General features: G+C 64.4%; 25 protein-coding genes. 16 read left to right on the top strand and 9 right to left on the bottom strand.

What is annotated here, in order from left to right; genetic code table 11:
* Positions 1 to 6: 6 nt before the first annotated feature.
* Both greA and JKL45_RS03900 read left to right on the top strand, forming a co-directional pair.
* On the top strand, positions 7 to 483 hold the full coding sequence (greA, locus tag JKL45_RS03905) for a transcription elongation factor GreA (RefSeq protein ID WP_201859815.1): 477 nt from the start codon (positions 7 to 9) through the stop codon (positions 481 to 483).
* Between the two features lie 34 nt (positions 484 to 517).
* On the top strand, positions 518 to 1,021 hold the full coding sequence (locus tag JKL45_RS03900) for a twin-arginine translocation signal domain-containing protein (protein ID WP_201859814.1): 504 nt from the start codon (positions 518 to 520) through the stop codon (positions 1,019 to 1,021).
* Between the two features lie 12 nt (positions 1,022 to 1,033).
* Here JKL45_RS03900 and JKL45_RS03895 read toward each other — a convergent pair whose 3' ends face one another.
* Positions 1,034 to 1,519 (bottom strand): Lrp/AsnC family transcriptional regulator, encoded by a 486-nt coding sequence (locus tag JKL45_RS03895; protein ID WP_201860071.1) that lies wholly within the window; start codon positions 1,517 to 1,519, stop codon positions 1,034 to 1,036.
* Positions 1,520 to 1,691: 172 nt separating this feature from the next.
* On the opposite strand from JKL45_RS03895, the gene JKL45_RS03890 reads away from it, so the two are divergent.
* The 3 genes from JKL45_RS03890 to JKL45_RS03880 all read left to right on the top strand — a co-directional run bounded on the left by JKL45_RS03890 (position 1,692) and on the right by JKL45_RS03880 (position 4,673).
* Positions 1,692 to 2,705, top strand: coding sequence for a mitochondrial fission ELM1 family protein (locus JKL45_RS03890; protein WP_201859813.1), 1,014 nt, complete (start codon positions 1,692 to 1,694; stop codon positions 2,703 to 2,705).
* The gene (gene trxB / locus JKL45_RS03885) at positions 2,705 to 3,667 is read left to right on the top strand and encodes a thioredoxin-disulfide reductase (protein WP_201859812.1); all 963 of its coding nucleotides are present in this window, start codon (positions 2,705 to 2,707) and stop codon (positions 3,665 to 3,667) included. Before JKL45_RS03890 ends, trxB begins: the two co-directional genes overlap by 1 nt.
* Before the next feature lie 115 nt (positions 3,668 to 3,782).
* Complete coding sequence (locus JKL45_RS03880) at positions 3,783 to 4,673, top strand: LysR family transcriptional regulator (protein ID WP_201859811.1); 891 nt, start codon at positions 3,783 to 3,785, stop codon at positions 4,671 to 4,673.
* A 278-nt stretch (positions 4,674 to 4,951) separates the two neighbouring features.
* On the opposite strand, the gene JKL45_RS03875 is transcribed toward JKL45_RS03880, so the two are convergent.
* Together JKL45_RS03875 and JKL45_RS03870 are read right to left on the bottom strand one after the other, a co-directional pair.
* The gene (locus JKL45_RS03875; protein ID WP_201859810.1) at positions 4,952 to 6,688 is read right to left on the bottom strand and encodes an AMP-binding protein; all 1,737 of its coding nucleotides are present in this window, start codon (positions 6,686 to 6,688) and stop codon (positions 4,952 to 4,954) included.
* Positions 6,689 to 6,828: 140 nt separating this feature from the next.
* Positions 6,829 to 8,868 (bottom strand): elongation factor G, encoded by a 2,040-nt coding sequence (locus tag JKL45_RS03870; RefSeq protein ID WP_201859809.1) that lies wholly within the window; start codon positions 8,866 to 8,868, stop codon positions 6,829 to 6,831.
* Positions 8,869 to 9,223: 355 nt separating this feature from the next.
* Between JKL45_RS03870 and JKL45_RS03865 the strand changes: the two genes are divergently transcribed.
* Positions 9,224 to 11,455 carry a hypothetical protein gene (locus JKL45_RS03865; protein WP_201859808.1) on the top strand — a complete coding sequence of 744 codons (2,232 nt, stop codon included), beginning with the start codon at positions 9,224 to 9,226 and terminating at the stop codon, positions 11,453 to 11,455.
* Between the two features lie 63 nt (positions 11,456 to 11,518).
* Here JKL45_RS03865 and JKL45_RS03860 read toward each other — a convergent pair whose 3' ends face one another.
* Together JKL45_RS03860 and JKL45_RS03855 are read right to left on the bottom strand one after the other, a co-directional pair.
* Complete coding sequence (locus JKL45_RS03860; protein WP_201859807.1) at positions 11,519 to 11,794, bottom strand: hypothetical protein; 276 nt, start codon at positions 11,792 to 11,794, stop codon at positions 11,519 to 11,521.
* A complete protein-coding gene (locus tag JKL45_RS03855; protein ID WP_201859806.1) occupies positions 11,794 to 12,996 on the bottom strand; it encodes a pyridoxal phosphate-dependent aminotransferase in 1,203 nt (400 codons plus the stop codon). Before JKL45_RS03855 ends, JKL45_RS03860 begins: the two co-directional genes overlap by 1 nt.
* A 123-nt stretch (positions 12,997 to 13,119) precedes the next feature.
* On the opposite strand from JKL45_RS03855, the gene JKL45_RS03850 reads away from it, so the two are divergent.
* From JKL45_RS03850 to JKL45_RS03835, 4 genes are all read left to right on the top strand, one after another.
* Entirely contained in the window at positions 13,120 to 14,100 is a 981-nt protein-coding gene (locus JKL45_RS03850) for a Bug family tripartite tricarboxylate transporter substrate binding protein (RefSeq protein ID WP_201859805.1), read from the top strand.
* Between the two features lie 129 nt (positions 14,101 to 14,229).
* Positions 14,230 to 14,625: a VOC family protein gene (locus JKL45_RS03845; RefSeq protein ID WP_201859804.1), complete on the top strand. Its 396-nt coding sequence runs from the start codon at positions 14,230 to 14,232 to the stop codon at positions 14,623 to 14,625.
* 160 nt (positions 14,626 to 14,785) lie between these two features.
* Entirely contained in the window at positions 14,786 to 14,977 is a 192-nt protein-coding gene (locus JKL45_RS03840) for a hypothetical protein (protein WP_201859803.1), read from the top strand.
* A gap of 78 nt (positions 14,978 to 15,055) precedes the next feature.
* Positions 15,056 to 16,195 carry a PQQ-dependent sugar dehydrogenase gene (locus tag JKL45_RS03835; RefSeq protein ID WP_201859802.1) on the top strand — a complete coding sequence of 380 codons (1,140 nt, stop codon included), beginning with the start codon at positions 15,056 to 15,058 and terminating at the stop codon, positions 16,193 to 16,195.
* A 151-nt stretch (positions 16,196 to 16,346) separates the two neighbouring features.
* Here JKL45_RS03835 and JKL45_RS03830 read toward each other — a convergent pair whose 3' ends face one another.
* Both JKL45_RS03830 and JKL45_RS03825 read right to left on the bottom strand, forming a co-directional pair.
* Entirely contained in the window at positions 16,347 to 16,667 is a 321-nt protein-coding gene (locus JKL45_RS03830) for a YnfA family protein (protein WP_201859801.1), read from the bottom strand.
* 10 nt (positions 16,668 to 16,677) lie between these two features.
* A complete protein-coding gene (locus JKL45_RS03825) occupies positions 16,678 to 17,019 on the bottom strand; it encodes a DMT family protein (RefSeq protein WP_201859800.1) in 342 nt (113 codons plus the stop codon).
* 87 nt (positions 17,020 to 17,106) lie between these two features.
* On the opposite strand from JKL45_RS03825, the gene JKL45_RS03820 reads away from it, so the two are divergent.
* Positions 17,107 to 17,628, top strand: a complete 522-nt coding sequence (locus tag JKL45_RS03820; protein ID WP_201859799.1) for a DUF1499 domain-containing protein — start codon at positions 17,107 to 17,109, stop codon at positions 17,626 to 17,628.
* On the opposite strand, the gene JKL45_RS03815 is transcribed toward JKL45_RS03820, so the two are convergent.
* The gene (locus tag JKL45_RS03815; protein WP_201859798.1) at positions 17,625 to 18,395 is read right to left on the bottom strand and encodes a C13 family peptidase; all 771 of its coding nucleotides are present in this window, start codon (positions 18,393 to 18,395) and stop codon (positions 17,625 to 17,627) included. The two genes, JKL45_RS03820 and JKL45_RS03815, sit on opposite strands and share 4 nt — an antisense overlap.
* 153 nt (positions 18,396 to 18,548) lie before the next feature.
* Here JKL45_RS03815 and JKL45_RS03810 point away from each other — a divergent pair, with 153 nt between their 5' ends.
* Complete coding sequence (locus JKL45_RS03810) at positions 18,549 to 18,938, top strand: DUF3775 domain-containing protein (RefSeq protein ID WP_201859797.1); 390 nt, start codon at positions 18,549 to 18,551, stop codon at positions 18,936 to 18,938.
* 42 nt (positions 18,939 to 18,980) lie between these two features.
* Here JKL45_RS03810 and JKL45_RS03805 read toward each other — a convergent pair whose 3' ends face one another.
* The gene (locus JKL45_RS03805) at positions 18,981 to 19,760 is read right to left on the bottom strand and encodes a DUF4394 domain-containing protein (protein ID WP_201859796.1); all 780 of its coding nucleotides are present in this window, start codon (positions 19,758 to 19,760) and stop codon (positions 18,981 to 18,983) included.
* Between the two features lie 180 nt (positions 19,761 to 19,940).
* Between JKL45_RS03805 and JKL45_RS03800 the strand changes: the two genes are divergently transcribed.
* The 4 genes from JKL45_RS03800 (at position 19,941) to JKL45_RS03785 (ending at position 22,191) form a co-directional block, all read left to right on the top strand.
* On the top strand, positions 19,941 to 20,486 hold the full coding sequence (locus JKL45_RS03800; RefSeq protein WP_201860070.1) for a sigma-70 family RNA polymerase sigma factor: 546 nt from the start codon (positions 19,941 to 19,943) through the stop codon (positions 20,484 to 20,486).
* The gene (locus tag JKL45_RS03795) at positions 20,483 to 21,217 is read left to right on the top strand and encodes an anti-sigma factor (RefSeq protein ID WP_201859795.1); all 735 of its coding nucleotides are present in this window, start codon (positions 20,483 to 20,485) and stop codon (positions 21,215 to 21,217) included. The genes JKL45_RS03800 and JKL45_RS03795 overlap by 4 nt, the downstream gene beginning before the upstream one ends.
* A gap of 62 nt (positions 21,218 to 21,279) precedes the next feature.
* Entirely contained in the window at positions 21,280 to 21,489 is a 210-nt protein-coding gene (locus tag JKL45_RS03790; protein ID WP_201859794.1) for a hypothetical protein, read from the top strand.
* A gap of 138 nt (positions 21,490 to 21,627) precedes the next feature.
* The gene (locus JKL45_RS03785) at positions 21,628 to 22,191 is read left to right on the top strand and encodes a fasciclin domain-containing protein (protein ID WP_201859793.1); all 564 of its coding nucleotides are present in this window, start codon (positions 21,628 to 21,630) and stop codon (positions 22,189 to 22,191) included.
* The last annotated feature ends 168 nt before the right edge of the window (positions 22,192 to 22,359 follow it).

The following is a 22,359-nucleotide window of genomic DNA, read 5'->3' as shown; positions in this document are numbered from 1 at the left end:
CAAACGATGGACAAGGTCCCTCTGACGATCAAGGGTTTTGCGGCGCTCGAGGAAGAGCTCAAGCACCGGCAGCAGGTGGAACGCCCCCGGATCATCCAGGCAATCGCGGAAGCCCGCGCGCTTGGCGACCTGTCGGAAAACGCCGAATATCACGCCGCCAAGGAAGCCCAGTCCCTCAACGAAGGACGCGTCCTTGAGCTGGAGAGCCTGATCTCCCGTGCCGAAATCATCGACATCACGAAGCTCTCGGGCGACCGGATCATGTTCGGCGCGACTGTGAAGCTCGTCGATGAGGACACCGAGGAGGAGAAAACCTACCAGATCGTGGGTGAGCCCGAAGCCGACGTGCGCTCGGGCCGCGTCTCGGTCGCCTCCCCCATCGCCCGCGCCCTGATGGGCAAGACCATCGGCGACACGGTGGAGGTTTCGACCCCCGGCGGTGGCAAGTCCTATGAGGTTGTCGGCGTCCAGTTCGGCGCCTGATGCGAAGAAGGGGGCTTCAACCGTGAGAAATCCGATGACGTCCCCTCTCTCCCGCCGCTCTCTTCTGAAAGCCCTTGCCTGTGCCGGTCTCGCCGGTGCAGGCTTTGCCGTGCCCGTTCAGGCGCAGACCTTTCCGCAAGCCTTCTCGTCCTTCTCCGTGGATGTAAGCGCCCTGAAGGCCAAGGGCCTCGGGCCCTATGCCGATTTCGTAGGAGCTGTCGCGCTCGACGAGTTGCAGCGTTCCTTTGCCGACAGACTGGACCCGCGAGGCCCGCGGCTCGTCGTCCGGCTGACCAGCGTTTATTTGACCCCCTTCCCTGGAGGGGGTGGAGGTTCCCGCTGGCGCGGCGGTGACGGCGGGGGAGACGACACGGTGGAAGGCGAAGCCTTGGCTGTCGGCCGCCGTGGCGAGATCTTCGCGCGGCACCCGATGCTGGCCGCGCTCAGCGCCCATGCTCCCAGCGTCGCCCCCAACGAGCAGGGTCGCACCGTGGCCGTGACACAGCACTGGGTGCGCTGGCTGAGACGGCAGATCTAAGTCTCGGCTAATTCAGCCTTCGACGGCCGCCACGTCCTCGATTGGAACCAGCGGCTCATCCTTGATCAGGTCGAGGGTCAACGCCGTGCGGACGTTGCGCACGTTCGGCAGGGAGGTGAGCTCGGAGACCAGCCCCTGGAACGACGCGAGGTTGGGGGCCACGCATTTCATGATGAAGTCGATGTCGCCGGACAGGGTCCAGCACTCGCGGACCATGGCCCAGTCCTTCACCCGCTGCTCGAACTCCCTAAGCTCTTTCTTGCCCTGAACGTCGAGCTGCACCATGGCGAAGCAGACGATCTCGAAGCCGAGGTTCTTCGGGTCGAGGATGGCCCGGTAGGCCTTGATGATGCCGGCGCTCTCCAGCGCCCGCACCCGGCGCAGGCACGGGGGCGCGGACAGGCCGACCCGGCGGGCCAGCTCCACATTGGTGATGCTGCCGTCGGCCTGCAGTTCTTTCAGAATGGCCCAGTCGATGGAATCGAGGCGTCCGCGCACGGTAACTCCGTAGGCATGATCGAGCGGGCGAAACCGGCCAAACGCTTGGATCATGCAAGATCAGGTCAAAAAATCTCGTCTTGGCTGACTAGACCGTATAAAGGATCGGCACAAGGAGGACGGGCGCTTAAGTCGCAACGAACTTCATGAACTCCACAGGCTCATTGATCGAATGTTGCGTGACGGAACTGGCCCTCTCACCTGGGTGCTGACGGACGGCAAGGCCGGGGACGAGCTGCAGGCCCTGAGCGTGGCCGAGGCGCTGGGCCTGTCTCCTGAGGTTCGCAGGGTCAAGCCAAAGCCGCCCTTCACATGGCTGATGCCCTGGGGACCTGTCGACACGCGCGAGCGGCCCGGCGCTCCTGAGAGCCCCCTTGCACCGCCCTTCCCCGACCTGCTCATCGCCTCCGGCCGCCGGGCCGTGGCCTATCTGCGGCATGTGAAGCGGGCCTCGGCTGGGCGAACCTATACGGTTTTCCTCAAGGATCCCCGCACTGGGCCGAAGACCGCCGATTTCATATGGTCGCCGAGCTACGATCGCTTAAGGGGGCCGAACGTCCTGACCACTCTCACCCCACCGCACCGGGTCTCCACGCAGCGGATCGAGGCCGCCCGTGCGCAACCCGATCCGCGCCTCGCTCATCTGGCTCATCCTCGGGTGGCCATCCTGGCCGGAGGGAACAGCCGGCATCATCGCTTCACCGACGAGAACATCGCCCGAGTGGTTGAGCATCTGACGTCCATTGCCGAAGCCGGAGCCGGGCTGATGGTGACAGTTTCGCGCCGCACCCCTGTGACCCTGCGGGAGGCGCTCATCGCCCTCACCTCCAGGCATGGCGGCTTCTTCTGGGACGGGACCGGCGAGAACCCTTATGTGGATCTGCTCGCCCTGGCCGACTTCGTGGTCGCGACGGCGGATTCCTTCAACATGATCGGCGAGGCCGCCGCAACGGGGCGGCCGATCCTGGTTTTCGAGCCCTCCGGTGGTCACCCGAAACTGGATGTTTACATGAGCGGGCTTAAAAGCCATGGAGTTGTGCATCCCCTCAAAGGCCGTCTTGAAGGACAGCCCTACGAACCCTTAAATTCAACACCCAAGGTCGCGAAGGCGATCGCTGAAGGCTTCAGCCGCCACCGCCGCGCTCTCGGCCTGCCGGATATCGCCTTTTCACTGGAGACCCCCTGATGGCCCATTCTCACGCCAAGCTCATCATCATCGGCTCGGGGCCGGCAGGCTATACGGCGGCGATCTATGCGGCGCGCGCGCTTCTCGAACCCGTGACGATCTCCGGCTTCCAGCCCGGCGGGCAGCTCATGATCACCACCGATGTGGAGAATTATCCGGGCTTCGCCGACGTGATCCAGGGTCCCTGGCTCATGGAGCAGATGCGCCTGCAGGCCGAGCATGTGGGCACCAAGATGATCGCCGACCACATCACCAAGGTGGACCTGAAGCAGCGCCCCTTCCGTCTCGAGGGCGATTCCGGCGACACCTACACCTGCGACGCGCTCATCGTCGCGACGGGCGCCCAGGCCAAATGGCTGGGCCTGCCCTCCGAGGGCCAGTTCCAGGGCTTCGGCGTCTCGGCCTGCGCCACCTGCGACGGCTTCTTCTACCGGGGCAAGGAAGTGGTGGTCGTGGGCGGCGGCAACACCGCCGTCGAGGAGGCGCTGTATCTGTCGAACCTTGCCTCCAAGGTCACCCTGGTCCACCGCCGGGACTCTTTACGCGCCGAGCGCATCCTGCAGGACCGGCTGTTCAAGCACCCCAAGATCGAGGTGATCTGGAACTCCGCCGTCGAGGAGATCTGCGGCTCGGAGAACCCCTCCTCCGTCACCCATGTACGGCTCAAGAACCTCATCTCGGGCGAGACGTCGGACTTCAAGACCGACGGCGTGTTCATCGCCATCGGGCACAAGCCCTCGACGGAGCTGTTCGTGGGCCAGCTCGACATGAAGTCGGGCGGCTATCTGGTGACGAAACCTGGCACCACCGACACCAACATCCCGGGCGTCTTCGCCGCCGGCGACGTAACGGACGACATCTACCGGCAGGCTGTCACGTCGGCAGGAATGGGCTGCATGGCTGCTCTCGATGCGGAGCGCTACCTCGCGGCCCTCGAGGCCACGCAGGAAGCCGCCGAATAGGATTTGTTAACAACCCTTTAGCCCTCCGGCCGATTTCCTGTTGCATCGGGCCCACGGCTCATAAGAGATAAGAAGTGCCTTGCGTTAGAAGCATGCAAGGCATCAGGGGAATGCCGTGGACTGGGACAAGATCCGGATTTTCTACACCGTCGCGGAAGCGGGCAGCTTCACGCGGGCCGGTGACGATCTGGGCCTGAGTCAGTCTGCCGTCAGCCGCCAGATCAGCGCGCTTGAGCGGGAGCTGAAGGCCCCGCTGTTCCACCGCCATGCCCGAGGCCTGATCCTCACCGAGCAGGGCGACCTGCTGTTCCGGGCCGCCCGCGACATGCGCATGCGGCTTGAGACCACCAAGGCCCGCCTTGTCGAGACCAGCGAGCGCCCCTCGGGCGAGCTGAAGGTGACGACGACCGTCGGCCTCGGATCGATCTGGCTGGCGCAACGCATTGCGGAGTTTCTCGACCTCTACCCGGACGTCCGGGTCGAGCTGATCCTGTCCAACGAGGAGCTGGATCTCGCCATGCGGGAGGCGGATGTCGCCATCCGCCTACGTCGCCCGGCCCAGCCCGACCTGATTCAGCGCCGCCTCTTCACCATCCACTTCCACGTCTACGCCTCGGCCGACTACATCAAGCGGTTCGGCGAGCCCAAGACCTTGGAGGACCTGGACGAGCACCGGATCGTGTCCTTCGGCGGCCAACAGCCGTCGTATCTCATGGCCGTTCACTGGCTCTCGACGGCCGGACGCGAGGGACGCGAGCCGCGCCAGTACCATTACGTGGTCAACAACATCACGGCCCTGAAGCTGGCCGTCGAGACAGGCGCCGGCATCGCCGTGCTGCCGGATTATGCGGTGGTGGGAAACCCGGACCTCATACAGGTCCTGCGCGATGTGGAGATGCCCTCCCTCGACAGCTATCTGGTCTATGCCGAGGAGATGCGCTCCGTGGCGCGCGTTCAGGCCTTCCGTGACTTTCTCATCTCCAAAGCCCAGCGCTGGACGTTCTAATTGAGCTTCCTCTAGCCAAGCTCGATAGCTGGCGGGATTTTGTCAGCGACGTGACCTAAGCCATGCGTTCTGTGCAGCCCTTTCATGAGGCATGCTGCATTGCAAAGAGGCATGATGCGGTCGATATGAGCGGTGGCTGATTTCAACGCGGCGTCGCTTTCTTCCTCCCGGCGATGCCGTGTCGGCCGTTCCCTCTGGAAGGTTTTGACTTCTTTGTCGGACCTCTACTTTTGCCGGGCCTTTGGCCCGGCTTTTTTCTTTTCAGAGCACCTCAGGCCTCAGCTCCAGCGGACGTGGGACTGCTCCGCCTCCTCCTTCAGCGCACGGCGCAGAACCTTGCCCACATTGGTCTTCGGCAGGGCCTCGCGGAACTCGATCCGGCGGGGCACCTTGTAGCCGGTCATGTGCTCCCGGCAGAACTGACGCAGCTCGTCGGCCGTGATGTTCGCGTCCTTGCGGACCACGTAGGCCACCACCGCCTCGCCCGAATGCTCGTCCGGCAACCCGATGACCGCCGATTCCATTACGCCCGGATGCTTGGCGAGCACATCCTCGACCTCGTTCGGATAGACGTTGAAGCCGGACACGAGGACCATGTCCTTCATGCGGTCCACGATCTTGACCTGACCGTCGGGCAGGATGACCGCCACGTCTCCGGTGCGGAACCAGCCGTCTGAGGTCATGACCTTGGCGGTCTCGTCGGGGCGGTTCCAGTACCCTGCCATCACCTGCGGGCCCTTCACGCACAATTCACCGCGCTCGCCCAGAGGCAGGCTGGTCCCGTCGCTGGAGCGCACGCTCACGTCGGTCGACGGCAGCGGATAGCCGATGGTGCCGGTGAACTCCTCGATGTCGAGACGGTTGGCGCAGACCACAGGCGAGGTCTCTGAGAGGCCGTAACCCTCCACGATCGGCTGCCCGGTCACCTGCTTCCACTTCCTGGCCACGGCTTCCTGGGTGGCCATGCCGCCGGATACGGCCAGCACCATCTGGGAAAAGTCCACCTTCTCGATGCCCGGCGCATGAGCCAGGGCATTGTAGAGCGTGTTGAGGCCCGACATCAGCGTGATGCGGCTCTTCTGCAATGTCTTGACGAAGCCCGGAATGTCGCGCGGATTGGCGATCAGCAATTGGCAGCCGCCCATCTTGGTCATCAGCAACCCGCAGACCGTGAGGGCGAAGATGTGATAGAGCGGCAGGGCCGTCACCATCACATGATCCTCCCGCTCGCCGAAGAACGGCGCCATCCAGGCTTCCAGCTGCAGCACATTGGCCACCACGTTGCGATGGAGCAGCGTGGCGCCCTTGGCAACGCCGGTCGTGCCGCCCGTATATTGCAGGAAGGCGATGTCATCGGGCGCAACGGCAACCGGCTGCGGCTTCTTCCGCGCGCTCTCCGCCATGACGGCCTTGAAGGGTACGGCGTGCGGCAGGGTGAACGGCTTCACGGCCTTCTTCACGCGGCGCGAGACGAGATTGATGATCGCGCCCTTGAGGCCCAGCAGATCGCCCGGCGCGACGACGATGACCCGATCCAGCTTGATCTCCGGCAGCGCCTCCTGGACCGTCGTGCCGAAATTTTCGAGCACGAACAAGAAGCGGGCGCCGGAATCGTTGAGCTGGTAGGTCAGCTCCCGCGGGGTATAGAGCGGGTTGACGTTCACCACCGTGCCGCCGGCCATAAGAATCCCGAACAGGACCGCCGGATAGGCCATGACGTTCGGCATCATGATGGCGACCCGGTCGCCCTTCTTCAGCCCCTGCCCCTGGAGCCAGGAGGCAACCGCATCCGCATCGCGCCCGAGCTGACCATAAGTCACGCGCTTGCCGAAGCTCTCGGCGGCCGGACGGTTCGGATATTTGGAAAGGGCGTCGCGGAAGATGTCGTTGAGCGTGCCGATCCTGGCCTCATCGATTGTAGGCGGAACGCTTGCGGGATAGGATTTGAGCCAGGGGCGGGCGGCTGAAGGATCCGGAGCACCAGCCGGGGCAGGCGCAGGGGTTGTGGCGTTCATCGTCGTCCTCCGCTTCGGGGCGAGGTTGGCTTCATGGGAGATGGCGTCTCCGTCAAAGCTTAACTTGGCGCGGAAGAGTCCTTTTGTCGATGGAATAGTTTAGACCTGAACGATCTGATCGATCGTTCAGGTCAGGGCATTCAGTGTGCCTTCTGCAGCACCATGTCGGCCGGGCGGCCGCTGAGTTCGGCCATGTGATCGAACCGGGTCGAGAACGTTCCCACACCGGCCGTCGCTGAACGCAGCTCCACGATGAGATCGCCGATCTCGGATTCCGGGATCGTGGCGCTCAGGACCTGCCAGCCTGACCAGCCGGGCCGCTCGTCATAGCCGAGGATCTGCCCGCGCCGGCCGGTCACCAGGGCCGTGGCCTTGGACAGGGCCTCGGACGGGATCGTGATCTCCACGGAGAGCACCGGCTCCAGCAACACGGGCTTGGCCTTCGGCAGGGCCTCCGCCAGCGCGAGCTTCGCCGCCGCCTGGAAGGCCGCATCCGAGGAATCGACCGTGTGGTAGGAGCCATCCGTCAGCGATACGGCGAGATCCACCACGGGAAAGCCGAGTGGCCCGCATCTGAGGGCGTCCCGCACCCCCGTCTCCACGGACGGGATGTACTGGCGCGGCACCACGCCGCCGGTGATCCGGTCCTGGAAGGCGAAGCCCTCGCCGCGCGGCAACGGCTTGATCTCGATCATCACATCGCCGAACTGGCCATGGCCGCCGGTCTGCTTGCGGTGGCGTCCTCTCGCCGCGGCCGGCAGCTTGATCGTCTCGCAATAGGCCACCCTGGGTTTGGCGGTCTCCACGCCGACCTGGAAGCGCGAGGCTAGCTTCTCGACTGCTACCCGCAGGTGCATCTCGCCTTGCCCATGAAGCCGGATCTCACCCATCTCGGGCCGGGTTTCGATCACCAGCGAAGGATCCTCCTCGGTGATCTTGGCCAGCGCGCTCGAGAGGCGCACGTCGTCCTTGCGGTCCTTGACCTTGAGGGCCATCGCATAGACCGGCTCGGGCGGCGCAACCGACAGAATAGCCTCGGGCCGCGTTTTTCCGGCCACGAAGCTGTCGCCCGTGGCAATCCCCTCCAGGCGGCCGAAGCCAACCGTATCCCCGGCAACAGCCTCCGCCGTCCGGGTCGTGGTGGTGCCGATCATCGTCAGGAGGCTGCCGATGCGTCCTTCGCCGCCGCGGGAGCCCACCACGGTGTCGCCCTCTCGGAAGGTCCCGCGCATGACGCGGGCCACGGAGAGCTTGCCGCCCTGCCCCTGGTGCAGGGTCTTCATGGTCTGGGCCAGGGGCGCCCCTTCTTCGGCAATGCCGAGGCGTGCCCTTGTCTGCGCAAGATCCGGCGCCTCGTGGCGCAGCGCCTTGAGAAGCCGCGTGACACCATTGCCGCGCTCGGCCGAACCGATGAGCGCCGGCACCACGTGACGTTCCCTCAGCTCCTTCGACAGATCATCGAAAATCTGGTCGCGCGGGGGCTCGATCTCCGAGATCAGCTCCTCCATGAGCTCGTCGTCATAATCGGCCAGTCGCTCCAGCATGGCAAAGCGCGCTTCCTTCTCCCGCGGCAGCTCGCCCTCGGGCAGATCCACGATCTCGCTCGGCGCATGCTCGCGATAGATGAAGGCGCGCTCGAGCGCGAGATCGATAAAGCCGATCGCGATGCCGTCCTTCCAGAGCGGGATCTGGCGCAGGAGCAGCGGCGTGCGCGAGGCTTCCTGCAGGATCGCGAGCGTGTCGCGAATGCGCTGGTTGGCCGTGTCGATTTTATTGATGAAGAGGAAGCGCGGAATGTCGGCTTCTTCCAACTCGCGCAGGATGATTTCGAGCGCCGGGATCTTGCGCTCATCCGCCTCGCATACGACGATCGCCGCGTCGCAGACCGGCGTGATGTTGCGCATTTCGTGCAGGAATTCAGTGGAGCCGGGGCAATCGACGAAGGTCAGGTTCTCGCCGAGAAAATTCACCGTGGCCACATTGGGCTCGATGCTCATGGCATGGGCGCGGGCCTCGGCGCTCGCATCCCCCACGCTGTCCTTCGTTGCCACGCGGCCGGCCCGCGAGATGGCTCCGGTCCGCTCCAGGATGGCCTCAAGAAGCGTGGTCTTGCCGCTCTGAAACGGGCCGACGATCGCGATGCATCGCGGGCCCGCACCTAGTCTGCCGTTGGGTGCCATAGGACATCATCCTTCCCTGCCCCCGCTGTTGGCGCGCTCTTGTCCAGGACGCGTTGAGGATGATGCTCTGCCTGTCGTTGCGGAATGGCAAGGGGTTTTGTGGGGATGCTCCGGACCCTTAAAGCCAAGCTCAGGCCAGTCGAGCCGCAACCGCCGTTCAACGCAATCGGACAGCCAGCCTCGTCGAACGTTCGAAGCAAAGAGACGGCCTCAACTCAGGCTGAAGGCCACGAATAGGCGAAGATCGGCGCGCAGCATCCCCTCTGTTTGGAGAGTTGCGCAGGGGAAGCTTTTCTCAATTGATAGGGTCAAACCGCGTCTTTGTAGAAGCTAGCTTTTCTGTTGGAGCCCTTCCATGTTTCTCTCCGTCCAGTCCGTCCGCAAGCCTCAAGCGAGCGAAATCATCCAGCGTGTCAGCGCTGCTGTTAATGGAGGGCAGGAGACCGACCCCTCGTGGGGCGGGCAACTGAGCATGGGAGGCCGGTATATTGTCTTCGACAGTGACAGCAATATCGTCCCTAATGTCCCATTCACAGGGACGAAAATATTTTTGAAGGACACGCTGACAGGAAGCCTCAGCCTGGTCTCCGTCACGCAAGGAGGCGTGCAGGCGGATGGCGACTCTTTTTCTTCAGCGATCAGCGCGAATGGACGCTTTGTGGTGTTCGCTTCAAGCGCCAATAATCTCGTTGCTGATGACACGAATACCGACGATGACATTTTCCTCAAGGATCTGAGTACCGGCCTCTTGACCCGCGTGTCGACGAGCACGCTGGGAGACGAAGCCAATGAGGCATCTCAAAAAACCCAGGTCAGCGCGGACGGGCGCTACGTGGTCTTCGAGAGCGGCGCCAACACTCTCGTTGCCGGCACAGCTCTGGGTCGTGCCCACATCTACAGGAAGGACACCTGGAGCGGAACGACCGAACTGGTCTCGGTCTCGCAAGGGGGCACCGAGGGACGCAACGACTCCAAGAACGCGCAGCTCAGCGCGGACGGGCGCTACGTGGTCTTCGAGACCAACGCCAACAATCTTGGAGGAACGGACCTCAACGGGCGCTCAGATATCTACCGCAAGGACATGGTGACCGGCGCCGTCAACCTGGTGTCAGGCGCCGGCAACGCTCTCGGCGACGACCACTCCTACAACCCGCATCTTACACCCGACGGGCGCTACGTGGTGTTCGAGAGCCATGCCAAAGACCTCGGCGGCGGCCTGGACGGCACGCGGGACATCTTCCGCAAGGATCTGCAGACCGGCGAGGTCATCCTGGTGTCGGCTGCCGCCAATGGCGGGGCGGCGAATGCGAGTTCCGAGGGAGCCCGCATCAGCGCCGACGGGCGTTACGTGATCTTCAAGAGCGATGCCAGCAACCTCGTCGCCGGGAGCCCGGCGGGCGCGAAGAACGTCTTCGTCAAGGATCTCGTCACCGGAGCCATAACAGTCCTATCCGCGGATAGTGGATCACAACGCGATGACTACGTGCCTCACATTAGCCCGGACGGCCGCTATGCGCTCTTCACGAGCCCTTCAGGCAATCTTGCTCCCGGCGATATGAACGAGAATGACGACGTGTTCCGGGTCGACCTGCTGTACAAGGCCAATGCTTCTGCCATCGCGGAGGGCCGCTTCATCGAGACCACGTTGGCAGTGGGCAATGCCTCCAGCGCCACCATTGCCTGGGGAGACGGCACCAGCAGCACCGCGACGCCTGCCGGCGGCAGCGCCGCTTTCCACCACGTTTATGCCAGCACCGGCGCCAAGGCCGCCACTGTGATCCTGACCGAAGGGGCGCTGACCTGGAGCGTGGCGCACACCATCGACACGAGCAGCAGCACCATGGTGCGCAACACCGCCGTGGCCGACACGCTCTCCGGCGGCGCGGACAGCGACATCCTCACGGGAGATGCCTTTGCCAACATCCTCAATGGTGCAGGCGGCAACGACAGGCTGGACGGCGCCGCGGGCGCGGACGTTCTGGACGGCGGCGCCGGCGACGACATCTATGTGACCGACGGGACGGACATGATTATCGAAGCCGCCGGCAATGGCACCGACACCGTCATCACGGGCCTCAGCTTCTCGCTTGCCGCGCATGCTCAGGTGGAAAACCTGAGGGCAGTGGACGGCACTGCCAGCCTGGTGCTCAGCGGCAACGGCCTTGCTAACAGCCTCACCGGCAATGCCGGCGCCAACAAACTCTCGGGCGGCGCCGGCAACGACCGCCTGTCCGGCGGCACGGGCAAGGACACTCTGACCGGCAACACAGGGCGCGACACCTTCGTGTTCGACGACCGGGAGACGAGTTCGTCGAAGAGCCGGGCCGATTACCTCACCGACTTCTCCGGACGGCGCGGCGACAAGATCGACCTGAAGGCGGTGGACGCCAACACGAAGAAGCGGGGCGACCAGAAGTTCTCGTTCATCGGCGATGACAAGAACTTCAGCAAGGCCGGCGAGGTGCGCTTCGAGAAGACGAAGAGCGCGACTTATGTGTACCTCAACACCGACAATGACCGGTCAGCGGAAGGCGTGATCAAGATCAAGGGCTCACTCGAGCTGCAGAAGAGCTGGTTCGTGCTGTAGCAGGCCCTCTCCCTGCCTGCTTTGCAGGCCACCCTCTCCCGCTTCGGGGAGAGGGCAAAACGGTCACCCGTCCTGATGCTCGCCGCGTCTCACCACGCGCATGGCCGAGATCGTCACGGGACCGGCGCGCAAAAGGTTCATGGCCGAGACGATCATCTCGGCAAGACGTTCAGGCGCAATGCCGTCACCCTCGATGTCGAGCAGGAAATCCTTTGCCTCCACGTAGCCGCCGTTGGTGAAGTCGACGCGGGCGTCGAACTTCACGCGGTGCGTGGAGGCGGGATTGGCCCGGTAGGGCTCTGCCGCGGGATCGGGATGGAAGGTCCGCGGCAGGGTCATCAGCGCAACGATCCGCAGAAGCGCTGGATGCGGTTGCAGGCATCCTCAAGCGCCGCGTTGGACGTGGCGTAGGAGATGCGGAAGTTGGGGCCCAGCCCGAAGGACGAGCCGTGCACGGCGGCGACGCCTTCTGCTTCCAGCAGCTCGGACACGAAGTCCTCGTCCGTCTCCAGCACCTTGCCCGACGGCGCAGTCTTGCCGATGGCCTCGGCGCAGGAGGGATAGACGTAGAACGCGCCTTCCGGCATCGGGCACTTCAGGCCCTTCGCCTGATTGAGCATGGAGACCACGAGATCGCGGCGCTCCTCGAAGGCCTTCCTGAACACCTTGAGGTGATCCTGCGGACCGTCGAGGGCCTCGACGGCGGCCCATTGCGAGATCGCGCTCGTGCCGGAGGTCTGCTGGCCCTGCACGAAATCCATGGCGTTGATGAGGTGCTGCGGACCGCCGGCATAGCCGATGCGCCAGCCGGTCATGGCATAGGCCTTCGACACGCCGTTCATGGTGAGCGTGCGCTCGTAGAGGTTCGGCTCCACCTGGGCCGGCGTGACGAACTCGAAATCGCCGTAGGTCAGGTGCTCGTACATGTCATCGGTGAGCACCCACACATGCGGGTGGCGCATCAGCACGTCGGTGATGGCCTTCATCTCGGCGCGCGAATAGGCGGCGCCCGTCGGGTTCGACGGCGAGTTGAGGATGATCCACTTGGTCTTCGGCGTGATCGCACGCTCGAGCGGCTCCGGCTGAAGCTTGAAGCTGTGCTCCATGGTGCAATCCACGAACACGGGCTTGCCGCCGCACAGCACCACCATCTCAGGGTACGACACCCAGTAGGGCGCCGGGATGATGACCTCGTCGCCCGGGTTCAGGGTGGCGAGCAGCGCGTTGTAGATCACGTGCTTGCCGCCGGTGGACACGATGGTCTGCGAGGGCTTGTAGTCGAGGCCGTTCTCGCGCTTGAATTTGCGGGCAATCGCCTCGCGCAGCGGCACGATGCCGGAAACGGGCGTGTACTTGGTCTCGCCCCGGCGGATCGCCGCGATGGCCGCTTCCTTGATGTTGTCGGGCGTGTCGAAATCCGGCTCGCCGACGGAGAGGCTGATCACGTCCCGCCCCTGGGCTTTCAGGTCCCGCGCCTTCTGCGTGATGACGATGGTGGCAGACGGCTTGATACGGGAAAGGGCGTCAGACAAAAAGCCCATGGGAATCCTCCGATCGGGACGTTAGAAAGGGACCGTGACGGCGGCGGACCCTAAAGCGGCGAAGCTGTCCAAGCAAGCAAAACAGCCCGTTCGAGACGGGTTTTTGAGGAGACGCCTTTTCTGATGACCCATTCCCTCACCCGCCGCCTCGCGCTCGGCCTTTTCGCCGGCGCCGCTCTCTTCGCTTCTGCTGCCTCCGCGCAGGACTTCCCCACCCGCGTCATCAAGATGGTGGTGCCCTACCCGGCCGGCGGCCCCACCGACGTGATCGCCCGCATCGTCGCCGAGGAGATGGGCAAGTCGCTCGGCCAGAACGTGCTGGTCGAGAATCTGGCCGGCGCCTCCGGAGCGGTCGGCACCCGCACGGTCGCCAAGGCGGATCCCGACGGCTACACCATCGTGTTCGGCAACAACCAGACCCACGGGAACAACATGTTCCTGCTCAAAGAGCCGGGCTACGACGCCGTGAAGGACTTCGCGCCGCTCGCCGGGGCCGGCGCCTTCGAGCACGTGTTCGTGGTCAAGAACGACCTGCCCGTGAAGACGATCCCCGAGCTGGTGGAACTCGCCAAGAAGGATCCGGGCAAGCTGAATTACGGCTCCACCGGCGTGGGCTCGGGCTCGCATCTCGCCACCGAGCTGTTCATGACCCGTACGGGCACCAAGATGACCCATGTGCCCTTCCGGGGCGCCGCTCCCCTGGTGACCGAGATCATGGGCGGGCGCATCGACGTGTCGAACTCGACCCTGCCGAGCGTGCTCTCCCAGTTCCAGGCCGGACAGATGCGCGCCATCGGCATCGCCAGCCCGCAGCGCAACCCGCAGGCGCCGGACGTGCCGACCCTGCGCGAGCAGGGCATCACCAACGCGGACGCGGAATCCTGGGCTGCCTTCCTCGCTCCGGTGAACACGCCCAAGCCCATTCTCGACAAGCTGTCGGGCACGATCATCGCGATCCTCAACCGGCCCGACGTGAAGGAGCGGATCACCAAGCTCGGGTTCACCCTGAATGTCCGCAACCCGGACGCCTTCAGGCCGTATCTCGACAAGGAAATCCAGACCTGGGCAGAGATCATCAAGGCGGCCGGCATCAAGGCTGAGTAAACCTTCCAATGGCGTCATCCCGGACGGCGAAAGCCGATCCGGGATCGCCGCTAGGATGAGGCGCGATTCTCGTCACACGATCCCGGGTTCTGCTGCGCAGCCCCGGGATGACAGCCGAAGGAAACCGGCATGCAGCGCCACCAAGGCCGCCTGATCGATCACATTCACCTGCGCGTCTCCGATCTCGAAGCAAGCCGGCGCTTCTATCGCGCGGTCCTGCATGCCTTGGGCCATGACTTCACCTCCGAGAGCCCGGAGCATTTCGCCTGCGACGAGCTTTGGGTCGACAAGGCGAACGGCCCGGTCTCGCGGGTCCATCTCGCGTTTCAGGCCAAGGACCGGGAGAGCGTTCATGCCTTTCACGCAGCCGCTCTCGGCGCTGGCGGACGGGATAATGGCGGGCCTGGGGAGCGCTCCTACCATCCTGGTTACTACGCGGCTTTTGCCCTCGATCCGGACGGTCACAACATCGAAGCGGTGCATCACGGCGCGAGGGAACGAGCCGCCCCATCGGCCGTTGTGTGACATCGGCTATCGGCAAATGGCTTGCCACAATAGTTAACAATTGGTTAACAAAGACTTAGCCAAGAGTCCGCAAGCAGCACTTTCGCCGCACCCTGGAACTTTCTTGAATCAAACAAGTTTTCCTCCTGTGATCGTCGTTCGGTTGCTAGGGGAAGAACCGATGAAAACCTTCCAGACCAGAAACACCTGCCATGTTTCATCCCGTGTCCAGCGTCTTGACCGGCGCCAGGAAAGCCGCTGCTCCCTGGCTCTGATCATGCTGATGGGCCTGGCAACGCTCTCCGTCATGGCCACCACCCAGACGCTCTCCGCCCAGGACACGAAAACCATCCACGTCTATTCTCCGCGATAACGCGTGAGTGAACGACGGCACGGTTGACGCCCTGCTGCAAGAGTCTAGCTCTCCGGCATCCGACCGACGGAGAGATGTATGTTCAAGCTTCGTGTTGCCCTGGCCTGCGCCCTGACCTTCGGCGCCCTTTCCCCCGCTCTGGCCCAGGACACCCAGCGTTTCCGCACCGACAAGGTGGAGGTGATCGTCGAGACGGTCGCCCGCGATCTCCAGAACCCATGGGGCCTCGCCTTCCTGCCCGACGACCGCATGCTGGTCACCGAACGCGCCGGGCGCCTGCGCATCGTCGATGCGAATGGAACCCTCTCCGCGCCGATCGAAGGCTTGCCCCGAATTGCCGTGCGTGGGCAGGCAGGACTGCTGGACGTGGCTCTCGATCCCAGCTTCGCCCAGAACCGACTCGTTTACCTCAGCTATGCCGAGGATCGCGGCGAGGGCCGCGCCGGCACCAGCGTGGCGAGGGCGCGGCTTGCCGAGAACGGAACGGCGCTTGAATCCTTGGCCGTCATCTTCCGCCAGGAGCCGTCCTATACGGGACCGAACCATTGGGGCTCTCGCCTGGTGTTCGACCGCGAGGGCAACCTGTTCGTGACCCTGGGCGACCGCTTCGATCTGCGCAATCAGGCGCAGAACCCCGAGAACCACATCGGCAAGATCGTCCACATCAAGCCTGAAGGGGGTGCTGCCCCGGGCAATCCGTTTCTGAACCGCGAGGACGCTCGGGCGGAGATCTGGTCCATCGGCCACCGCAACCTGCAATCGGCGGCGCTTCATCCGACCACGGGCGAGCTCTGGACCGTGGAGCACGGCGCGCGCGGCGGCGACGAGGTCAACATCCCGCAGAAGGGCAAGAACTACGGCTGGCCGGTCATCTCCTACGGGGTCGATTACTCGGGAGCGAAACTCGGCGAAGGCACGAAGAAGGAAGGCTTGGAGCAGCCGGTCTATTACTGGGATCCCTCCATCGCCCCGTCCGGCATGGCGTTCTATACGGGCGACAAGTTCCCGGCCTGGCGCGGCAGCATTCTGGTCGGCGCGCTCGCCGGCAAGCTCGTCTCGCGGCTTGACACCAACGGCAACCGGGTGACGGGCGAGGAGCGCATGCTGCAGCAGCTCGGCGAGCGCATCCGCGACGTGCGCCAGGGTCCGGACGGCTTCGTCTATCTGCTGACAGATTCCCGCAACGGCCGCATCCTGCGCATGAAGCCTGCGACGTGAGGCGCCAACCTCGATAATTTCTCGACGTCATGGCCGGGCATGTCCCGGCCATCCCGATTGCTTGAGGTGAGGCGTTTCCCGGATCGGGATCACCGGCACAAGGCCGGTGATGACGTCGGAGTCTTGGCTACTCCAGGAACAGCGTTAGAGCTCATCCTCTCGGCCCGAACAGGATGAGGGCCGCGCCCGCAAGGCAAATCGCACCGCCGGCGATATCCCATCGGTCAGGGCGCGAGCCTTCCGCAATCCAGAGCCAAAGGATCGAGGCAAGAATGTAGATGCCGCCATAGGCCGCGTAAGCGCGCCCAGCGGCATCGCTCGGAGCGAGGGTCAAGAGATAGGCGAACAGCGCCAGCGACCCCATGCCGGGCAGGAGCCACCAGCTTGTCTTTCCAAGACGCAGCCACGCCCAGAAGGCGAAGCAGCCTGCAATCTCGGCGAGCGCCGCGCCTGCATAGATGAGAAGCGCCATGGCCTTTTCGTCATCGACCCTGAAAGATGAACGCGGCCCCTCCGGCGATGAGGCAGAAGCCGATCAAGTGGTTCCAGCCGAGCGGCTCCTTCAGGTAGAGCACCGAGAACCCTGCGAAGACCAACAGGGTGATGACCTCCTGCATGGTCTTCAGCTCGGCGGCCGAATAGACCGCGGAACCGATCCGGTTGGCCGGCACCGCGAGCCAGTATTCGAAGAAGGCGATGCCCCAGCTGACGATCACCGCCATCCAGAGAGCCGATGTCTTGTACTTGAGATGCCCATACCACGCGAAGGTCATGAAGACATTCGAGGCGACCAGCATCAGGATGGGGGCAACGTGAGGGCTCATTGGACTTCCGGAGAATGGCTAGGAGGGAGGCGCGCCCTGCCCTATTCTTCTCAGCCGGGCTGTCAAGCCGTGGGGAATGGGCAGAACATGCGAAAGAAGGCTGTGGCAATCGGACTTGTGAGCGTCGGTCTCGGCTATGGCCTGTGGCGCGGCTGGGAAACGGGGCTTGAGCGAACATGGCAGGGCCTGTTCGGCTCGCCCGATCTCGGGCCTGTGGAGTTCGCGACCCTCAGGCGCCGCACCACGCCGAACGACGCCCTGATCTGCCCTCAAGACATCTGCCCTCAAGCAAAGCCCGATGCCGAGCCTTCGGTCTTTCCCGTTCCCGGCGCCCGCCTGCGCAGCCTCGTCTCAGAGGCAGCCTTGGCGGAGCCCGGCACGAGCCTCATCGACAGGGGCCCGCAGCAGGATCGCTATCTCGTGCGCACCCGGTTCATGCGCTTTCCCGATACCGTGGTCGTGCAGGTGTTCGACCGAGGCCATGATGCATCGACCCTCGCCGTGTATTCCCGCAGCCAGGTCGGCAGCTCGGATTTCGGCGTCAACAGGCGGCGGATCGAGCGCTGGGTTGCCCGCATCGGCGCGCTGGCCGCACGGCAGCTGTCTTAACGGGCGTACAGGCGCTCCAGAACCCGAGAGCCGCCGGCGATCTGCGGATTGGAGGGATCGAAGCCCTCCCGCTTCTCCCGCTGGGTGACAAGGCCGCGGGCCCTCTCAAACGCCGTATCCAGGCGCGCGTTGCCCCTCAGGGCCTTGTTGAAGAAGGCATCGCCGAAATAGGTCCAGGTCGCCCCGTCCCGGCAGCCGAAGGACGGTTTGTCGGCCGCGGCCGCGGTGATCACCAGGGTTCTCGCGTCGGCAAGCGCGTTGGCGAAAACACCCGAATAGCAGGCTGAGACGATCACCACCCGGTGCTGCGCCCTGGTTCTCTCGAGCAGGGCCCTCACGTCACCGGGCGTCACGAGGCGGGTATCGCGTCCGGCCACGAGACCGATGCCCTCCGGCGCTCCATGGGAGGTCAGGACGAGCACCACGATGTCCTCGGCGGGATCGAGCGTGCGGCCGACGGCCTCGGCAGCGGCCAGGAGGGTCGGCGGGGTCGCGCCAGCCCGGCGCTTGGTGTTGAAGCGGACGATGGAGCGGCCTTTTGCGCCGAGCTGTGCTTCAAGAACGCGGGCTGCGCCTTTCGCTTCGCTCTCGAACACGCTCTGCGGTCCCCAGAGACCGAAGGACAGGAGATAAACGTCGGTTTGTCCCGGACGCTGCGGCGCCATCTGGAACGGATCGGCCCGGCGGGCAGCCTGCCCGAAGGAGTCCTGAACGGGAACGGCGGCGAGGGACAGCCCCACCAGCCAGACAACGATCGATCGGCGCATGTTATATCCCCAACCTCGTCCACCTTACGCGCAGAGCGCCCTCAACGCCAACCTCAGCTGAACCGAATCCCCTCTTCCGGGTTTCCCTGTCAGCCAAGTGACGAAACGACTGTTCCCAAGGGCTTCCCCAAGCGGACTTCGAAGAGGGTTTCTATGGATATCGCGCTCGATAAGGTTTGCGAACTCATTCTCCGGGCCAGGGCCATCGATGTGAAGGAAGGCATGACCGACCCGGCTTCGGGCTCGAACCCCACCGACGACGGCAGCATCGACGCGCTGACGGCTTCCCCGGACGACGCGACCGAGGAGGAAGTGCGCGATGTGATCGCCGGCCTCAACGACGACGAGCGCGCCGACCTGATCGCCCTGGTCTATATCGGCCGTGGCGACATGGAGCCTGAGGAATGGGGCGCCGCCGTGCGCCTGGCCCGCGAGCGCGACGAGGCGAGCTCCGCTTCGACCGCCGACTGGCTCATCGGCATCCCGAACCTCGCCGACCTTCTGGACGAGGGCCTCAACGCCATGGGCCGCAGCTGCGCCTGAGCGGAATGGCGCGCCGAAGATCACCGGCGCGCCGCTATCGGACTACATGGCTTTCGGCATCGCGGCGATGTCGCGCACGGTCCCGTCCACGCCCGCGATCATCCCCACTTCCGAGGCCTTGCCGGTTGCCAGATCGACCTTGTAGAGCGACTTGCCGCTCATGAGCCAACCTTCGTTTGTGGCATCGCTGGACACGATGTCGAAGGCAGCAGCGGCGGCTTCCATACCCATCATGCCGACCGAGTTCAGCACGCCGTCGTTGGGAGGCACCTGCCGGACGAGCACGCCGCTCGCTTCGATGTCGTAGAGCACCGTCTCCTTCGCGCCCTTCATGGAATTCGTGTAGGCGCCGGCCACCACCTTGGGCATCTTGCCCTTGTGCATGTCGGCATCGGCAAACTTCAGCTGGCCGTCCTTCGTGACCTTGCCGTCATCCACGTTGGCGCGAAGGTTCATGCCGTCCGAGCCGATGATCCGCAGTCGGTCCGCCACCGGGTTGAAATCGACGGTCGCCAGGGTGCCGGGCGCCAGCATGGTGTCGAGCTTGGATTTCATGGTGGCCTTGCCCGTCACCGGATCGATCGTCACCACCGTTCCGTCGGCGACAACGCCATAGAGCATGCCGTCGGCCGGGCGCACATCGATGCCGACCAGCGCGCCGGAGAGGCCCGAGACCTTCATCGAGCGCTCGACCTTCTTGCCCGCCACATCGACGATGGCGATCATGTCGTCTCCCACAAGCGCCGCCACGCTCTGCGCGTGAGCCGCACCTGCAACAAGTGACGACCCGATGAGAGCCGCGGCCAAGGGTGTAAACTTCATGATGGTATCCTCCGGCTGAAACCGCCGGCCGTGAGCGACCGACATTGCGCATACCCGCCGGAATCCTCTATGGATGCAGGGGCGGTGAATTTTTCGGACCTTTTGCATCCAACGGCAGGGTTCGGGTGTATCTTAGCCAAGTGGAAACGGAGTTCGCGCGTGAAGGCAGCGCTGGGGGAGATGGCCTCCCCGGCCTTGGACCTGAACCACGCCCTCGGCCAATGCGCCCGGGGCGATCGCGCGGCCTTGCGCACCATCTATGACAGCGAGGCACCACGGATGCTGGGCGTCGCCATGCGGCTCCTGCGGCGGCGGGCTTTGGCTGAGGAAGCCGTGCACGACACCTTCCTCCAAGTCTGGCGCAAGGCCGACAGCTTCGACCCCGCCCGCGGCGATGCCCGCTCCTGGCTCTACGCGATCCTGCGCAACCGGGCGCTCAACATCCTGCGCGGCGAGACCCGGACCGATCTGGTCGAGGATTTCGAGCCCATGGGGCTCACGAGCGAAGAGGAGAGCGCCGAGACCGTGATGATGCGCCTGTCCGATACGGGAAACCTCAAGCGCTGCCTGGAGGGTCTGGAGCCCGCGCGCCGCCAGGCCATCACGCTCGCCTACATCCACGGCCTCAGCCACGGAGAACTCGCCGGCCGCCTCGGCGTGCCGCTCGGCACGATCAAGTCATGGATCCGACGGTCCCTGCTGGCCCTGCGGGAGTGCATGGCATGACGCGCGACGATCAGGATCGTCTGGCCGCCGAGCACGTTCTCGGCCTCCTCGAGGGCGAGGAGCGCGGAGTGGCGGAGCGTCTCATGACATCCGATGCATCCTTCCAGACCCTCGTCCAGCAATGGCGCACCCGCTTCGCGGAATGGGACAACACGGCCGTCGACCTCCCGCCCGGTGAATCCCTGTGGCAGCGGATCGAGACCGGCCTTGAACCTCAACCAGTGGCGGCAGCCGCGAAGCCTGCGGCACCCGCGCGGCGGGGCACCTCGCAGACCCTGCTGCAGGGGCTCTGGAACAGCCTCAGTTTCTGGCGCAGCTTCGGCATGGCCGGTGCGCTGGCAGCCCTCCTGCTCGCCTTGGGCGTGGGATACTTCGCAGACAAAGCCACCCGCCAGCCGACCCTTGTGGCGGTTCTCATGAGCGAGACCAACCAGCCCGGCGCCGTGCTGCGCACCTTCGCCGACGGTCGCCTCGAGCTGACCCCGCTCGGCGACATGGAGATCCCTCACAACCACTCCATCCAAGTGTGGACCTTCCCGGAGCCGAACGGAGCGCCGGTCTCCGTGGGCGTGGTGCAAACCGCCAGGACGGTCCTGCTCGATCCGAGCAACCTGCCCCGGCCGCACTCGAATCAACTGTTCGCGATCTCGGTCGAGCCGCTCACCGGCTCCCCCACGGGCCTGCCTACGGGACCTGTTGTGATGAAGGGAACGGCGTCCACAGCACTGTGACGGCGCCCTATTTGTGACACGGATCGCGCCAATACTTTCGGCTAACCCCGAAGGAGCATGTCATGACCTCGCGCCACCCGCCTGAGAGCTCGGACGATGAGCAGATCAAACATCTGCAGGACCTCCACAAGGCCCTCCAAGAGAGCACGGCCATCGATAAGCTGCCCATTGCTGACATCAAGCAGGATGCACCGCACCTCGTGACGGCAGAAGAGGTCGAGCTCGACCGCATGGAAGCTTACCTGAGGGGTCCGACGGCATTCACCGCCTGACCCGAAAAAATTCTCTCTTCACGAAAACGCGACCCCGCATCCAATCGCATTCACGCGGGGTATCCGCCCTGAAGGTTGAGCCTTCGGTCTCCGGCAACAAGCCGGGATCCTCATCCAATCCATTCAGGGACCAGATCCATGAACATTCGCATTGCCTGCATGACCGCCGCCATCGCCCTGGCCGTTCCGGCTCTCACGCTGTCCGTGACGGCGCAGGAGCAGACCAAGACGGTAGGCGGCGCCCCGATGTACGCGTCCAAGACCATCGTCGACAATGCCGTCAATTCGAAGGACCACACGACCCTCGTGGCTGCCGTGAAGGCCGCGGGCCTCGTGGAGACCCTGCAGGGCAAGGGTCCGTTCACCGTGTTTGCTCCGACCAACGCGGCCTTCACCAAGCTGCCCGCCGGCACGGTCGACACGCTCCTGAAGCCCGAGAACAAGGCGCAGCTCACCGGCGTGCTCACCTATCACGTGGTGGCCGGCAAGATGACCGCGCAGGATCTCGCCGCGAAGGTGAAGGAAGGCGGCGGCAAGGCCATGCTGAAGACCGTGCAGGGTGAGATGCTCACCGTCACGCCGTCAGGCAACACACTCACCATCACGGACAAGAAGGGCGGCAAGTCTACCGTCAGCATCGCCGACGTGATGCAATCGAACGGCGTCATCCACGTGGTCGACACCGTTCTGCTCCCGGGCTGACCCTCCACAGCCTGGCACGGGCGGAGCGAAAGCTCCGCCCGGTTTTCCCAGTGGTGATAAACTTCAGCAGCCCTTCGGGGCTGCTTTTTTTCTAGGACGGCAAAGCCCGCTGTCTGGTAGCATGGGGTGGTGGGGGTCTTCTGTACCTGTGAGGAGGTGCGGGATGAC

Source organism: Microvirga soli, assembly GCF_016734765.1.
Classification (GTDB): domain Bacteria; phylum Pseudomonadota; class Alphaproteobacteria; order Rhizobiales; family Beijerinckiaceae; genus Microvirga; species Microvirga soli.
This window is presented reverse-complemented; position numbering and strand designations above follow the sequence as displayed.